Raw genomic sequence first — 14,886 nt, forward strand, 5'->3', positions numbered from 1 at the left:
TCGGGCCCCTCGGGCGTTCCGGGCCCGGGCGTTCCGGGGCCCTCGGGCGCCATGGGCCAGGGCGATGGCACCTGCGCGTTCACCGCGCTGATCAGCGCCTTCAGGTCGATGCGCACGAGATCCACGTCCGCGATGCGCAGGGTGAGGTCACCGGCGATCACGACGCCGCCCGCGAGCAGCCGGTCGAGCAGGTCGACGAGCGCGACCTCCCGCGTGGCGGGGTTCACACCCGGCCGCCCGGAGCGCCGTTCGGGACGTCGCCGAGGACGACATCGGGGTCGCCGCCGGGGTCGCCGCCCGGGTCGTCGTCGGTGAAGGAGTACGCCGCCCAGGGGCCGGTCACCTCCACGCGCAGGCCCGGCAGGTCGCCCTGCGTGCGCCCCACCAGGTCCAGGAACTCCTCCGCCTGCGCCCGCCGCACCAGATAGGCGGCGTTGAGGATGTTCCGCCCCCAGTGCGGCCGGGTGAGCGCGCTGCTCTGCACGGGGTGGAGCCGGGCGTCGGCGGCGTACACCGTCAGATCGCCGTGCAGCCGCCGCGCAAACTCCTCGGCCTGCGCCAGCGCGTCCTCCCGCGCCGTCCGCTGCGAGCAGCGGCGCCGCAGATAGGCGCGCCCCGCCCCCTCGGCGTCCGAGGGCGGCTGCGACGGCGCCGCACCGGACGCGGCGAGGCCGTCGGCGACCTCCCTGACGTCGGTGCCGCTGTCGCCGAGCCACACCTTCACGCCCCACTCCACGTGCCCGTCGATCCGGTCCAGGATCCGGGCGAGCTTCACGGCCTCCCGCTCCAGCATGGTGCGTACGCCGCTGTCGTCCCGGAAGACCGTCCCGAGCCGCAGCGGCAGCGGGCAGGTGACGGTGGTGAGCGCGGCGACGACGTTCTGGTGCGCGCGGGCCGTCTCCGCCAGCCAGTCGAGGTCCTCCAGATGGGCGCTGAGCGGCTCCCGCGCGAAGTCCCGCCCCGGCACCGTCCCGACGACGGCCACCAGGCCGTTGTGGGCGAGCTGCCGGGGCGGGGCTCCCGCGACTCCGGTGAGGTCGGCCTGCAGCGGTGCCGCCAGCGGGGGGCGGCACACGGCGTAGACGTAGCGGAGGTCCACGTCCTCGGTGTCCTCGGTGTCTTCGGTGTCCTCGGTGTCATTGGTCACGGTCGTGCGCACCTTCCCCGCCGGACGTCGGCGCGCCCTCGCCGCGCGCCAGCTCAAGGCGTTCCAAGCGCTGTCTCAACTCGGCGTTCTCCCGGGCCAGTTCACTGCGCCGGGCGTTGCTCGACAGGGCCGGGTCGTCCTCCCACCAGTCGATCCCCATCTCCTTCGCGCGCTCCACGGAGGCGACGACGAGCCGCAGCTTGACCGTCAGCAGCTCGATGTCGAGGAGGTTGATGCGGATGTCCCCGGCGATGACGACGCCCTTGTCCAGGACGCGTTCGAGGACGTCGGCGAGGTTGGTCCCGCCGCCCTGGGAGGAGTACGGGTCGGGCAGGCGGCTCGCGGAGGTCATCGGCGGCTCCGGCCACCGGAGGGGGCGTAGGCGTCCTCGTCCACGTCGCCCTCCTCACCCTCGTCGACCTCTCCGACCTCTTCGCCTTCCTCGTCGTCTTCGCTTCCTTCGTATGCGTCGTCCTCGGCGTCCTCAGCGTCCTCGGCGTACGTGTCCTCGGCGTCCGGCTCGTCCTCGGCGTACGCGTCCTCCGCGTCCCGCTCGTCGTCGGCGTCCGGTTCGTCGTCCTCGTACCGGGCCTCGTCTTCGTACGCGTCCTCGTCGGGCTCGTCCGCGGCCCCCTCGCGCCCGGCGTCCTCGTGCTCGACGTCCTCGTGTTCGGCGTCCTCGTGCTCGGCCTCCTCGTCCTCCGGCGGGCGCAGCGCGAGGTGGCGGGCGTAGTGCTTGAGGTCGAGGCGGGCGCGGCGGCCCTGGGCGCGCCAGAGGTTGCCGGTCTTCTCGAACAGGCCCTGCGGGTAGTACTCGATGACCAGGACGACGCGGGTGAGCCGGTCGGCGAGCGGGTGGAAGGTGACCGCGCCCCGGGTGGTGCCCTTGGCGCCCTCCGACGTCCAGGCGATGCGCTCGTCGCGGACCTGGTCGGTGATGCGGGCCCGCCAACTGCGGCTGGACCAGAAGACCTTGACCCGCCAGTCGGACTCGGTGTCGCTCACCGTGTCGGCGCTCTGGACGCCCTTGGTGAAGTTGGCGAAGTCCTCGAACCGCGTCCACTGGTCGTACGCGTCCGACACCGGCACGCCGACGTCGACGTACTCGAGGATGACGGTCGGCCGTCCTCCGCTGCCGCCCTTGCCGCCCTTGCCGCCCTTGCGGAGCGCGCCGCTCAGCGCCTCCTTCACGGAGTCCTTCAGACGGGCGCCGCCGACCTCCACGGCACTGCGCAGCGGGCCCTTGCCCGCGGCGAGCTTGCGGCCGCCTTCGAGGGCGAGCGCGCGGAAGCCGGGGCTGCGGCCCTCGGCGACGTCGGTCAGCTTCGTGGTGGTCTCGCCGAGCTTGCGGCCCACGCCGATCAGGGCGCGTTCGGCCTGCGCCATGAGGTAGGCGCGCGCCTCGTCCTTGAGGCGGTCCGCGGCCGGGCTGTGGGCGACGGCGCTCAGCGCACCGCCGCCGCTTCGGGTGTCGTCACGGGTGTCAGTCGTCATCGCCGCCGCCCTTCGCGCCCGCCGTCTTGCGGGACCGCCGCGCACCGGCCGTGGTCTTCTTCGCGGCCGTCGCCTTCTTCGGCTTCTGCTGCTTCTGCTGCTGCCGGGCGGAGGTCTGCCGTGGCTCGCGGGAGCCGGTGGACCGGCTCTTGGCGGTCTTCGCGGCGCGCTTCGCCGTCCCGCGGGCCTTGCCGGACGCGCGCTCAGCGGCGGGCTCGTCGCGTTCACCGGCGTCCTCGGGCCCGTCGTCCGACCCGTCGTCAGGCCCGTCGTCAGATCCGTCGGATCCGGTGCCGGGCACCACGCCCTCGATGCGGTCCCGGACGTCAAGGGTGCGGTCGTGCAGCCGGTCGGCCAGGGAGCCGATGGGGCGGTCGAGCAGCGTGCCGGTGGCTGCCTTGCCGACGCCCTTCAGGTCCTGCCTGAGCTGGTCGCCGATCTCCTTGAACTGCGGGTTGTCCTGGATCTGCCGGGTCACCGCCTGCGCCAGGGCCGCGGGGTTCAGCTGGAGCTTCTTCCCCGCCACCAGCGTGCCGACGGCCAAGGCGAGCTTCGCCTTCTTGGTGCGGCCGAGAACGTACCCCGCGCCCACCGCGAGGCCGAGTGCCGTGCGATTCATCGTGTGGGTGTCCTGTCCTGGTGCGGTCCGCCGCCGTGGCCGAGCCGGGCGAGCAGCTCGTCCTCGCGGCGGTCGAAGGTGTCCTCGTCGATCTCGCCCGCCTCCAACCGCTCGGTGAGCTGGGCGAGTTCCTGACGAATGACCGAGGGGTCGTAGTACTGCCGCTCCGCCTCCGCGGCCACCTGCCGGAGCACCCACAGGGTGCCCCGGGCAGGGGCGAACGGAAGCGCGAGCAGTTCACCGACGAGTCCCATGGGCGGGCCTCACCGCCCTCACCGGGCGGCCGCCACGTCGCTGGCCCCGGCGGGCTGTGCCGGGCCCGGGTCGACGAAGCTGTACGGCGGCAGCGGGCCGTGCACGCGCACGTCCAGGTGCGGCTGCTCCTTGCGGAGCTTCTCGACGGCGGCGACGAAGGAGTCGGCGGTGTCGCGGCGCACCAGGAACGAGACGTTGGCCAGCCAGCCGGTGCCCTCGGGGCCCGTGCTGGCGGCGTCGGCGCACGGTTCGAGCGCCTCGCGCACGGCGGCGGCGTCGACGGCCTCCCGGGCGCGCACCGCCTCGGTGAGCTGCTCGCCGAGCCGCAGCTTCTGCTCGTACGTACCCCCGCCAGCGGCCCGGTTGGCCTCGGCGACCGCGCGCAGCTCGGCGTTCTCGGAGAGCACCTTGTGCAGCACGGCCTGCTCGTCGTGGGCGGCCTTCACGTTGTACTCGGCGCGCCCTTCGAGGGCGCGCAGCCGCTCCTGGTAGTGGTCCGCCAGCTCGTCCAGGACGTCGAGGACGGCCTGGTCGTCGTGGGCGAGGCTGCCGAAGCGCATCGGCAGGACGGGGCCGCCCGCGCCCGCCTCGTCCAGGACGCTCTGGTGCGCGAGCAGGTCGCGGCGCTTGGGGCGCAGGTCGTCGGGGCTGTCGCTGACGAGCGCGGCGAGGCCGCCGTGCCGCAGCACCCGCACCGGGCGCTGGGGGTCGCCGATGCCGCCCATGCCGTCCGGCAGCGCGGGGTGCGCGGTGTCGGCGATGCCGTAGATGTAGGTGGTCACTCCTTCTCCTCCTTCCGGCTGCGGGACGTGGTGCGGCGGGCGCGGGGCCGGGACTCCTCCTCGTCGCGGCCCTCCTCGCGGGCCTGGCGGAAGGCGTCCGACACGGTCTGCGCGGCGCCGGACAGGGCGCCCTTGGACTTGCCGCGCGCGCCGGACTCGGTGATCTCGCCGACCATGTCGGGCAGGCCGGGGCTCTTGTGCGGGCCCGCCTCCAGGTCGAGGCGGTTGCAGGCCTCGGCGAAGCGCAGATAGGTGTCGACGCTCGCCACCACGACGCGCACGTCGACCTTGAGGATCTCGATGCCGACGAGCGAGACGCGCACGAACGCGTCGATCACGAGCCCGCGGTCGAGGATGAGTTCGACGACGTCGTACAGGCCGCTGGTGCCGCCCGCGCCGCCGCTCTGCTGTGCCGGGACAACGGTCATACCGACCGGTCCTCCTTGACTCGGGGTTGTCTTCGGGGTGGTGCTGTCAGTGGTCTTTCCGGGTGGGGTCGTTCCGGGTGGTCCGTGGGCCCCGCCGGGGCCGCGGGGGCCGTTCAGCCGCCGCCCGCGCGGGGCGACGGGTCGGCCCGGCCGCGTTCGTAGCGGCGCACCCGCCGGTAGGCGGTGAGTCCGCCCTGCGGGTCCAGGCTCACGGCGTAGGTCGCGAGCAGGCTCATCGTGTCGGGCACGCGGGCGAGTTCCAGTACCTCGACCTCCAACTCCCAGCCCTCGTCGACGCGTTCGAAGGACGACACCGACTCGGCGGTGAGTCCGGTCAGCTCCGCGAGCTGGGCGCGGGCGCGTCCCAGGACCTCCACGGGCCCCGGCTCCGACTGCCGCGCGGCCTTCCCGTCGCTGTCACTCGACGTACGGGACGTACGGGATGTGCGAGACGTATCAGTCATGGCCACCTCCTGCTCCGGGTCACCCCGAGCAGGTCGGCCAAACCTCCGCCCCCGTCACCCGGCCAGGGCGCGCAGCCTCCGCCGCGCGGGGCCGAGCGCGCGGGGCGAGCGGAACGCGCCCCGCCACGGGTCGGCGCGGGCCTGGTCGAGGGCGTCGGCGATGGTCCAGCGGGCGGCGTGGGTGCCCGGGTCGTCCAACTGCCCCCAGGCCAGCGGCACGGCGACGGGCGCTCCCGGCTTGGCGCGCACGGCGTAGGGGGCGACGGCGGTCTGCGCGTACGCGTTGCGCTGGACGTCGAGGTAGAGGCGGTCGCCGCGGTCCTTCTTGCGGACGGCGGTGGTGAGCAGGTCCGGGTGCGCGGCGGCGAGGTGCGCGGTGAGGTCCTTGGCGAACTCCCGTACGTCGTCGACGTGGTGGCGGCCGTCGAGCGGCACGATCACATGGAGGCCGCGCGAGCCGGTGGTCATCAGGGCGGACGGCAGGCCCACCTCGTCGAGCAGGGCGCCCAGCAGCCGGGCCGCCGTGCGCACGGGGCCGAACACCTCGGGCGGCGCGCCCTCGCCCGCTGGGTCCAGGTCGAACACCATCCGGTCGGGGCTCTCCAGGCGGCCCACGCGGGACAGCCAGCGGTGCGGGGTCACGCAGGCCTGGTCGGCGAGGTAGAGCAGCGTCGCCGTGGTGTCGCACACGGTGTGCGTGACGGTGCCGCCCTCCTTGGGCACCGTCGCCCGGGTGATCCACTCCGGGTAGTGGTCGGGGGTGTCCTTCTGCATGAACCGCGGGCCGCGCACCCCGTCCGGATGCCGCTCCAGCATCAGGGGGCGGCCCCTGAGGTGGGGCAGCATGGCGGGGGCGACGGCCCGGTAGTAGTCGAAGAGGTCGCCCTTGCTGTACGCGGCGACGTGGCCGGAGGGCGGGAAGAACGGCTTGTCGGGGCGGTGCAGGGTCACCGTGTGGTGGCCTGCGCGGACGGTGTGGGCGCGGGTCACGGTTCCTCCTCGCGGTACGCCCCCGACCCGCCCCGCCCCGGACCAGGGGGCCGCGGCCCCGGGCGGCCGAAGGCGGGCGGGCGGGGGCGGGACGGCTAGCGGACGACGTGTTCGACCAGGAGGCGCACCGCCGCCGCGATGGACTCCGCGTCGATCCCGGCGGCCCGCAGCTGCTCCCCCTCCCCCGCGGAACCCGGCATCCCGTTCACGGCGAGCCGCACGAGGCGCGGCACCGGCTCGCCGTCGGTGAAGGCGTCCAGGACGGCGTCCCCGAGCCCGCCCTCGGGCCGGTGGTCCTCGACGGTCACCAGGCACCCGGTGCGCCGCGCGCAGGCGCGCAGCGTGTCGCGGTCGACGGGCTTGACGGAGTACAGGTCGACGACGCCCACCTGGATGCCCGCCCGGTCGAGGGTCTCCGCGGCGGCCAGCGCCTCGTGCACCGTCACGCCCGCCGCGACCAGCGTGACCCGGTCCCCGTCGGACGAGCGCAGCACCTTGGACCCGCCGACGGGGAACTCCTCGTCGGGCCCGTACAGGACGGGCGTGGCGCCGCGCGAGGTGCGTAGGTAGCGCACCCCGTCGAGGTCGGCCATGGCCGCCACCAGGCGCGCCGTCTGGGGGGCGTCGCACGGGTAGAGGACGGTCGCGTCGTGCACGGACCGGAACAGGGCCAGGTCCTCCAGGCCCATCTGGGAGGGCCCGTCCCGGCCGATGGCGACGCCCGCGTGGGAGCCGACGAGGTTCACGCCCGCGCCCCCGATGGCCGCCATGCGCACGAAGTCGTGGGCACGGGTGAGGAACGCCGCGAACGTGGAGGCGTACGGCACCCAGCCGCGCCGCGCGAGGCCGACGGCCGCCGCGACGAGCTGCTGCTCGGCGATGTAGCACTCGAAGAACCGCTCGGGGTGGTCCTTCGCGAAGTACTCGGCGCGCGTGGAGTCGCTGACCTCGCCGTCCAGGGCCACCACGTCGCCGCGGGCGGCGCCGAGCGCGGCGAGGGCCTGCCCGTAGGCGTCGCGGGTGGCGACCTCGCTGCCGGGTTCGTAGCGCGGCAGGTCGAGGTGGCCGCTGCGGGTGGCGCGCAGGACGCGGGCCGCCGGGGCGCCTGCACGTTGACGTGGGTGTGGCGTACGCCGCCGAGTTCGCGGATGGCCGCGTCCGCGTCGGCGATGGGCTTGCCGTGCAGGCCCTCGCGGTCCTCCGCGGCGCTCACGCCCTTGCCCTTGACGGTGCGGGCGAGGACCGCGGTGGGCTGGCCCGCGGTGGAGCGGGCCTCGTGCAGGGCCCGGTCGATCTCCTCGGTGTCGTGCCCGTCGACCTCGACGACGTGCCAGCCGAAGGCGGCGAAGCGGCGCGCGTAGGCGTCCAGGTCCCAGCCGTGCCGGGTGGGCCCGCGCTGGCCGAGCCGGTTGACGTCGACGAGCGCGGTGAGGTTGTCCAGGTGCTCGTACGCGGCGTGCTCCGCGGCCTCCCACACGGAGCCCTCGGCGAGTTCGCTGTCGCCGCACAGCACCCACACGCGGTACGGGATCCGGTCGAGCCGCTTCCCGGACAGCGCCATGCCGACGCCGACGGCCAGGCCCTGCCCGAGCGACCCGGTGGCGACCTCCACCCAGGGCAGGCGGCGCGGCGTGGGATGCCCTTCGAGGCGGCTGCCGCGCGCCCGGAAGGTGAGCAGCTCGTCGTCGTCGATGGCGCCCGCGGCCTTGTACGCGGAGTACAGCAGCGGCGAGGCGTGCCCCTTGGAGAGGATGAACCGGTCGTTGCCGGGGTGCTCGGGGCGGGTGAAGTCGTACTGGAGGTGGCGGGCCAGGAGCACCGCCATCAGGTCGGCCGCGGACAGGGACGAGGTGGGGTGCCCGGATCCGGCGGCGTCCGCGGCGCGCACGGAGTCCACGCGCAACTGGGCGGCCAGTTCGGCGAGTTGGTCCCGGCCCTGGCCGGGGTTGGTCGCGTCCGCCATGGTCAGTCCTCCTCCTTCGGCTCGGGGGTCTTGTCGGGGCGGTCGGCGGGGGCGGTGGTGTCGCCGGACGGCTCGTGCGGTGCCCCCGGGACGCGGGCCAGCTCCGGTGAGGCCGTGTCGAGCGGCACCGACCAGGACCGCACGAGGCCCAGCTGGACGCCCTGGCGCGGCAGGACGGCGTCGAGCAGCCAGTCGGCGGCGACCCGGACGCGGTTGCCGGGCATGGCGGCCAGGTGGTAGCCGCGGGTGACGGCCCCGGCGAGCGGCCCCGACAGCGGGACGCCCAGGGGGTTGGCGGCGGCCTGGACGCCGCCCAGGTCGACGGTGAAGCCGAGGTCGCGGTGGCGGTAGGTGCGCCGCTTGCCGACGCCGAGGGAGGCGGCGACGTTCTGGCCCGCGATCTTGCCCTGCCGCCAGGCGTGCTGGGCGGTCATCGCGGTGTACGTGCCGGGCTGGCCGAGGTCGGGCACGGCGGCGGCGTCGCCGCAGGCGAACACCTCCGGGTGTCCTGGCACGTTGAGGAAGGGGTCGACGACCAGGCGGCCGCGCTCCAGGGGCCGCCCGACGTTCTCGACGAGCGGGTCGGGCCGTACGCCCACGCACCACACGAGGGTGCGGGTGGCGACGGTGTCGCCGTCGTCGAGGAGGACGCCGTCGTGCGTGGCCTCCTTCACGGACGTGCCGGTGCGCACCTCCACGCCGCGCTGGCGCAGGACGCGCTCGGCGGTGGACGACAGGCGCCGGTCGAGTTCGGGAAGGACGCGGGGCGCGATGTCCAGGAGCAGCCAGCGGGGTTCGATGCCCGCGCGCAGCGGCTGGCGGCGCACCAGGGACGAGGTGAAGAGCTGCCCGTGCGCGGCGAGTTCGACGCCGGTGTACCCGGCGCCGACGACCACGAACGTGCAGCGGGCCCGGCAGGTCGCCGGGTCGGGCGCGGCGGCGGCGAGTTCTATCTGCCGGGTGATGTGGTCGCGCAGGTACAGGGCCTCCGGGATGCCGCGGAAGCCGTGCGCGTGCTCGGCGACGCCGGGCACGGGCAGGAGCTTGTTGACGCTGCCGACGCACAGCACGAGGCGGTCGTAGCGCAGCTCTCCGCGCTCGCCCTCGGGGCCGTGGTAGCGCACGGTGCGGCCCTCCAGGTCGACGCCGTCGGCCTCGCCGAGCACCAGGCGCACGTGCCGCAGCGCGCCCGCGAGCGAGACGGTGACCCGGCGGGGTTCGAGGACGCCCGCGGCGACCTGCGGCAGCAGCGGCAGGTACAGGAAGTAGTCGGTGGGGTTGAGCAGGGTGATGTCGGCGCGGTGCCGGGTCAGCCTCGACAGGGTGCGGGCGGTCTGGAACCCGGCGAATCCTGCGCCGACGATCACCACGTGGGGGCGGCGGCCGGGCCGGGCGCCCGGTCCGGTGTCGGGGCCGGTGCTGGGGCCCGTGTCGGGGCCGGTGTCCAGCTGGGCGCCCGGTGGGGTGCCTGGTCGGCCGTCGTGCCGACCGTCCGGGCGGGCGTCGACGCCGGTGTCCGGGCGGGTCTCCTGGTGGGTGTCCGGTCGGTTCCTTGGGCGGCTCACGATCTCCTCCGGTCCTCAGGCGTGGTCCGGCTTCCCCGGCGCTCGGGCGTGCGCGGCTGCTCCGCCTCCCGGGCGCGGTCCGGCGCCGGGCCGGGTGCGCTCCGGCACGGGCACGGTCCGGCACGGGCGCGGGCACAGTCCGGCACGGACCTCCCGCGTGCCCGTGACCGGCGGTGCGAAACGCCCGTCCGTTTGGCGGCCCGCGCCCGGGATACCCGGTGCGTACCACCGAGGACGGAGGACCGGGGGCCCACGGCACCGACCCACCGGGGGCCAGGAGCCGGGAGCCACCGGCACCGACGGCAGCGAAAGGCACGCCCATGCCCGCGTACGGATACTTTCTCGCGACCGAGGAGTTCGCACCCGCCGAGCTGCTCGAACAGGCCCGCATGGCCGAGCAGGCCGGGTTCGAGGAGCTGTGGATCTCCGATCACTACCACCCGTGGAACGCGGCGCAGGGCCAGTCCCCGTTCGTCTGGTCCGTGCTCGGCGCCCTCGCCGAGGCGGTGTCGCTGCCGCTCGGCACCGCCGTGACCTGCCCGACCGTGCGCACGCACCCGGCGGTCATCGCACAGGCCGCCGCGACCACCGCGGTGATGACGGGCGGCCGGTTCCGGCTCGGCGTCGGCAGCGGCGAGGCCCTGAACGAGCACATCGTCGGCGGCCCCTGGCCGCCCGCGCACGTCCGCCTGGAGATGCTGGAAGAGGCCGTCCAGGTGATGCGGAACCTGTTCACCGGCGAAGAGGTCAACCACCGCGGCACGCACTACACGGTGGAGAACGCCCGCCTGTACACCGTGCCGGACGAGCCGGTGCCGGTGGACATCTCCGGCTTCGGCCCGAAGGCGACGGCCCTCGCGGCCCGCGTCGGCGACGGCTTCATCACGATGTCGCCCGACCAGTCCCTGGTGGAGCGCTACCGCAAGGGCGGCGGGGGCGGCAAGCCGGTCAGCGGCGGCCTGAAGGTGGCCTACGACCAGGACCGCGACGCGGCGGCGCGCCGCGCCAACAAGCTGTGGGGCAACCAGCTGCTGCCCGGCGAGATGGGCCAGATCCTGCCGTCGCCGCGCCACTTCGAGCAGCTGTCGCCGCTGATCACCGACGAGGCCGCCGCGTCCTCCTTCCCCTGCGGCGACGACCCCGACGAGCACGTGGCGGCGCTCAGGGCGTTCGCGGACGCCGGGTTCGACCATGTGTACGTCGGCCAGATCGGCCCCGACCAGCGGGGCTTCTTCGACTTCTACCGCACGAAGGTGCTGCCCCGGCTGCGGGGCGACGCCTGATGCGCACGCCGGTCCGCCACCCCGTCCACGACGTGCGTCACGGCCGCCTCCAGCGCTCGCTCTCCCTGCTGACGGCGGCGGGCTCGGCGGTCACGGCGGCGGAGATCTACCTGGAGCACGACCGGGCGGCGTTCGGCAACCGCGTGATGTGGTGGCCGGTGGCGCTCGGCCCGGTCGGCGTGGCGGCGGGCGTGGCCGCGTACGCCGACGAGCGCGCGGCGCGCACCCTGCTGCCGCTGGCGTCGCTCGCGCTCACCGCCAACGGCGTGCAGGGCGCCTATCTGCATGTGCGGGGCATCGCGCAGCGCCCCGGCGGCTGGCGCATGGCCCGCTACAACGTCGAGTTCGGGCCGCCCCTGTTCGCGCCGCTCCTGATGAGCATGGTCGGCGGCATGGGCCTGCTGGCGTCGGCGCTGCGCCGGGAGCGCTGAGCGGTGCGCCGAAGGGGGGCGAGGGCGCGGGGGCCCGGCGGGGCCGCCCACGCCCGGCCGCCGCTGAGCCAGGCCGGTGCCTGGGACCGGGTCACGGCGGCCGTGGTGCTCGCCCGGCTCGGCCCGCGCCCGCCGCTGGCGTTCTTCACACCCGCCGAGCAGGCCGTCGCCGAGCCCCTCCTCGACCACCTGCTGGCCCGCTGGGAGGACCCCGGGCCCCCGGCCCCGAGCAGGACCCCGACCGGGACCCCGACCCCGACCGGTACCCGGACCCGATCCCGGTCCTCGCCGACATCGACGCCCGCCTCGCCCGCCACGACGGCGACGGCTGGCGCTACGCGGACCTGCCCGACGACGGCGACGCCTGGCGCCGCTCGCTGGCCGCGCTCGACGCGGACGCGCGGGCCCGCCACGACGGCCGGGGCTTCGCCGCGCTCGGTCACGGCGACCGGCACCGCCTGCTCACCCACGTACGCCACCTCGGGCCCCGCGACTGGCACGGCATGCCCGCCGCGCGCGTGTGGACCCTGTGGACGCGCTACGCCTGCGCCGCCTTCTGGGCGCACCCGGCGACCTGGGCGGAGACCGGCTTCGGCGGACCGGCCTACCCGCGCGGCTATGTGCGCCTCGGCCGCGGCCTGCGCGAGCCCTGGGAGGAGGAGCCACCGCGATGAGCGGCGCCTGGCAGACCCTGCGCGAGACCCTGCGGCCCCAGTCGGACGTGCGCGCCCGCAACGCCTCCGCCTGGCTGCTGCCGCACGGCGACCGGCGCTTCGACCCCGGACTGCTCGCCCGGATGCGGCACTTCGACGACGGCGACGAGGTCGACCTGGTCGTCGTGGGCTGCGGCGCGGGCGGCGCCGTCCTCACCCAGCGCATGGCACGGGCGGGCTGGCGCGTGGTGTGCCTGGAGGCGGGCCCGTTCTGGGACGTGGAGCGGGACTGGGTGAGCGACGAGGCGGGCGCGCACGGCCTGTACTGGAACGAGCCGCGCCTGGTCGACGGCGACCACCCCGTGCCGCTCGGCGCCAACAACTCCGGCCGGGGCGTGGGCGGTTCGATGAACCACTTCGCCGGGTACGCGCCGCGCCTGCACCCCTCCGACTTCCGCACCCGCTCCACGGACGGCGTCGGCGCCGACTGGCCGATCTCGTACGCCGACCTCAAGCCGTACTACGTGCGCATGGAGCGGGAGCTGCCCGTCGCGGGCCAGTTCTGGCCGTGGGGCGACCCGCACCCCTACCCGCACCCCCCGCACCCGCTCGGCGGCAACGGGCAGATGATGCTGGAGGGCTGCGCCGCCCTCGGCATCGAGGCGCGGATCGGCCCGGTCGCGATCACCAACGGCCGCTTCGGCAACCGCCCGCACTGCGTCTACCGCGGCTTCTGCCTCCAGGGCTGCAAGGTCAACGCGAAGGCGTCCCCGCTGATCACGCACGTGCCGGACGCGCTCGCGCACGGCGCGGAGATCCGCGCCGACGCCATGGCGGCGTACGTGGAGACCGACGGCCGGTACGCCACCGGCGTGCGCTACTTCCGCGGTGGCCGCGAGCGCTTCCAGCGGGCCCGGCACGTGGCGCTCGCGGGCTACGCCATCGAGACGCCGCGGCTGCTCCTCAACTCCGGTCTGTGCGGCGAGTACGACCAGGTGGGACGGTATGTGATGGTGCAGGGCGCGCCGCAGACCGCGGGCCGCTTCGACGACGAGATCCGCATGTACAAGGCGCCGCCGCCGGAGGTGTCCACGGAGGAGTTCTACGAGACCGACCCGGCCCGCCCCTACCGGCGCGGGTTCGCCGTGCAGACGGTGTCGCCGCTGCCGATCGTGTGGGCCGAGCACCTGACGGCCGCCGGGTACTGGGGGTCCGAACTGCGGTCCCGCATGCGGGAGTACGTCCACTGGGGCGTCCTCGGCGCGCTGTGCGAGTTCCTGCCGCAGGCCCGCAACCGCGTCACCGTGGAGCCGTCCGTCACCGACCGGCACGGCCTGCCCGTGGCCCGCTTCACCCACGGCCGCTGCGCCAACGACGAAGCCCAGATGGCGGCGGCCCAGACGGTCATGGAGGACGTCCTGCGGGCCGCCGGGGCACGGGAGCTGATCACGGTGGAGCGGTACGCGCACCTGGTGGGCGGCTGCCGCATGGGCACCGACCCGCGGCACGCCGTCGTGGACGCCGCGTGCCGCACGTTCGCGGTGCCCAACCTGCTGGTCACCGACGGCAGCGTGCTGCCGACGCAGGGCGCCGCCAACCCGGCACTGACCATCATGGCCCTCGCGGACCGCACGGCCGCGCTGCTCGCGCGGGGCGCGCGGGCGGGCGTCAGGGCCCCGGCCGTCGGGGAGGCCCGGCGATGAGGGACGGGCCGCTCCTGACGGCACCGGCCGTGTCCGCGTACACGGTGCCCGCCGACGCGCCGGAGGCGGACGGCACGTTCGCCTGGGACACCACCACCCTGTGCCTCGTGGAAGTCACCGCGGCCGACGCCACCGGCACCGGCTGGACGTACGCGCCCGCCGCCGCGGTCGAGGTGGTGCGCGAGCAGCTGACGCCGGTGCTCGCGGGCCGCGACGCCCTGGACGTGCCCGCGGCGCACGACGCGATGGTCAAGGCCGTGCGCAACGCGGGCCGCCCGGGCCTCGCCGCGTGCGCGGTCTCCGCCGTCGACATCGCCCTGTGGGACCTCAAGGCCCGGCTGCTCGGGCTGCCCCTGGCACGGCTGCTCGGCACGGCCCGCGACGCGGTGCCCGTGTACGGCAGCGGCGGCTTCACCACGTACCACGACACGCACCTGGCGGCGCAGCTCAACGGCTGGGTGCACGGGCAGCGCATCCCCCGCGTCAAGATCAAGGTCGGGGAGAGCTGGGGCCGGGCCGCCGCCCGCGACCTGGCCCGGGTGCGGACGGCACGCCAGGTCATCGGCGGCCAGGCCGAGCTGTACGTCGACGCCAACGGCGGCTACACGCGCAAGCAGGCGGTGCGGGTAGGCCGGGCGTTCGCCGAGTACGGCGTGGGCTGGTTCGAGGAGCCGGTGTCGTCCGACGACCTGACGGGCCTGGCGCTGGTGCGGGACGCGCTCGTCTGCGACGTCACGGCGGGCGAGTACGGCTACGACCTGCCGTACTTCGCGCGCCTGGTGCGCGCCGTCGACTGCGTCCAGGTCGACGCCACCCGCTGCGGCGGCCTCACCGAGTGGCTGCGCGCGGCGGCGCTCGCCCAGGCGCACGGCCTTGAGGTGTCCGCGCACGGCGCGCCGCACGCGCACGCGGCGGCCGCGGCGTGCGTGCCGAACCTGCGGCACGTCGAGTGGTTCCACGACCACGTGCGGATCGAGTCGATGTTCTTCGACGGGGCGCTCGACCCGACCGGGGGCGAGGTGCGGCCGGACGGCGGGGCCGGGCACGGGCTCACGCTGCGGACCCTGGACGTGGAGGAGTACCGGGTGGCGTGAGGCCCGGCCGAATCC

15 protein-coding genes and 2 pseudogenes are annotated in these 14,886 nt (G+C 75.2%); 5 read left to right on the forward strand and 12 right to left on the reverse strand.

Going from position 1 to position 14,886, the window contains the following annotated elements:
* Nucleotides 1-56: 56 nt before the first annotated feature.
* The 12 genes and pseudogenes from ACOBQU_RS07495 to ACOBQU_RS07550 all read right to left on the reverse strand — a co-directional run.
* A pseudogene (locus tag ACOBQU_RS07495) lies at nt 57-227 on the reverse strand (gas vesicle protein); the annotation flags it as partial.
* Complete coding sequence (locus ACOBQU_RS07500) at nt 224-1,147, reverse strand: GvpL/GvpF family gas vesicle protein (protein WP_423625128.1); 924 nt, start codon at nt 1,145-1,147, stop codon at nt 224-226. The pseudogene ACOBQU_RS07495 and the gene ACOBQU_RS07500, both read right to left, overlap by 4 nt.
* Nucleotides 1,137-1,499, reverse strand: a complete 363-nt coding sequence (locus ACOBQU_RS07505; protein ID WP_423625129.1) for a gas vesicle protein — start codon at nt 1,497-1,499, stop codon at nt 1,137-1,139. The genes ACOBQU_RS07500 and ACOBQU_RS07505 overlap by 11 nt, the downstream gene beginning before the upstream one ends.
* Nucleotides 1,496-2,641: an SRPBCC family protein gene (locus ACOBQU_RS07510; protein ID WP_423625131.1), complete on the reverse strand. Its 1,146-nt coding sequence runs from the start codon at nt 2,639-2,641 to the stop codon at nt 1,496-1,498. The genes ACOBQU_RS07505 and ACOBQU_RS07510 overlap by 4 nt, the downstream gene beginning before the upstream one ends.
* On the reverse strand, nt 2,631-3,260 hold the full coding sequence (locus tag ACOBQU_RS07515; protein WP_423625133.1) for a DNA primase: 630 nt from the start codon (nt 3,258-3,260) through the stop codon (nt 2,631-2,633). The genes ACOBQU_RS07510 and ACOBQU_RS07515 overlap by 11 nt, the downstream gene beginning before the upstream one ends.
* The gene (locus ACOBQU_RS07520; RefSeq protein ID WP_423625134.1) at nt 3,257-3,514 is read right to left on the reverse strand and encodes a gas vesicle protein GvpG; all 258 of its coding nucleotides are present in this window, start codon (nt 3,512-3,514) and stop codon (nt 3,257-3,259) included. Before ACOBQU_RS07520 ends, ACOBQU_RS07515 begins: the two co-directional genes overlap by 4 nt.
* A gap of 18 nt (nt 3,515-3,532) precedes the next feature.
* Nucleotides 3,533-4,297 (reverse strand): GvpL/GvpF family gas vesicle protein, encoded by a 765-nt coding sequence (locus tag ACOBQU_RS07525; RefSeq protein ID WP_423625136.1) that lies wholly within the window; start codon nt 4,295-4,297, stop codon nt 3,533-3,535.
* Entirely contained in the window at nt 4,294-4,725 is a 432-nt protein-coding gene (locus ACOBQU_RS07530; RefSeq protein ID WP_423625138.1) for a gas vesicle structural protein GvpA, read from the reverse strand. Before ACOBQU_RS07530 ends, ACOBQU_RS07525 begins: the two co-directional genes overlap by 4 nt.
* Before the next feature lie 113 nt (nt 4,726-4,838).
* A complete protein-coding gene (locus ACOBQU_RS07535; protein WP_423625140.1) occupies nt 4,839-5,189 on the reverse strand; it encodes a gas vesicle protein in 351 nt (116 codons plus the stop codon).
* 54 nt (nt 5,190-5,243) lie between these two features.
* Complete coding sequence (gene ligD, locus ACOBQU_RS07540; protein ID WP_423625141.1) at nt 5,244-6,179, reverse strand: non-homologous end-joining DNA ligase; 936 nt, start codon at nt 6,177-6,179, stop codon at nt 5,244-5,246.
* Between the two features lie 95 nt (nt 6,180-6,274).
* Nucleotides 6,275-8,142 (reverse strand): annotated as a pseudogene (locus ACOBQU_RS07545) (transketolase).
* A gap of 2 nt (nt 8,143-8,144) precedes the next feature.
* Complete coding sequence (locus tag ACOBQU_RS07550; protein ID WP_423625143.1) at nt 8,145-9,707, reverse strand: NAD(P)/FAD-dependent oxidoreductase; 1,563 nt, start codon at nt 9,705-9,707, stop codon at nt 8,145-8,147.
* A gap of 320 nt (nt 9,708-10,027) precedes the next feature.
* Between ACOBQU_RS07550 and ACOBQU_RS07555 the strand changes: the two genes are divergently transcribed.
* The 5 genes from ACOBQU_RS07555 (at nt 10,028) to ACOBQU_RS07575 (ending at nt 14,871) form a co-directional block, all read left to right on the forward strand.
* Complete coding sequence (locus ACOBQU_RS07555; protein WP_423625145.1) at nt 10,028-10,990, forward strand: TIGR03557 family F420-dependent LLM class oxidoreductase; 963 nt, start codon at nt 10,028-10,030, stop codon at nt 10,988-10,990.
* On the forward strand, nt 10,990-11,421 hold the full coding sequence (locus ACOBQU_RS07560) for a hypothetical protein (protein ID WP_423625147.1): 432 nt from the start codon (nt 10,990-10,992) through the stop codon (nt 11,419-11,421). The genes ACOBQU_RS07555 and ACOBQU_RS07560 overlap by 1 nt, the downstream gene beginning before the upstream one ends.
* Before the next feature lie 275 nt (nt 11,422-11,696).
* Nucleotides 11,697-12,095, forward strand: coding sequence for a gluconate 2-dehydrogenase subunit 3 family protein (locus tag ACOBQU_RS07565; RefSeq protein ID WP_423634322.1), 399 nt, complete (start codon nt 11,697-11,699; stop codon nt 12,093-12,095).
* The gene (locus ACOBQU_RS07570) at nt 12,092-13,777 is read left to right on the forward strand and encodes a GMC family oxidoreductase (protein ID WP_423625149.1); all 1,686 of its coding nucleotides are present in this window, start codon (nt 12,092-12,094) and stop codon (nt 13,775-13,777) included. The genes ACOBQU_RS07565 and ACOBQU_RS07570 overlap by 4 nt, the downstream gene beginning before the upstream one ends.
* The gene (locus ACOBQU_RS07575) at nt 13,774-14,871 is read left to right on the forward strand and encodes an enolase C-terminal domain-like protein (RefSeq protein ID WP_423625150.1); all 1,098 of its coding nucleotides are present in this window, start codon (nt 13,774-13,776) and stop codon (nt 14,869-14,871) included. The genes ACOBQU_RS07570 and ACOBQU_RS07575 overlap by 4 nt, the downstream gene beginning before the upstream one ends.
* Nucleotides 14,872-14,886: the final 15 nt, after the last annotated feature.

The sequence above is a fragment of the Streptomyces sp. G45 genome, from assembly GCF_049542095.1.
GTDB lineage: Bacteria > Actinomycetota > Actinomycetes > Streptomycetales > Streptomycetaceae > Streptomyces.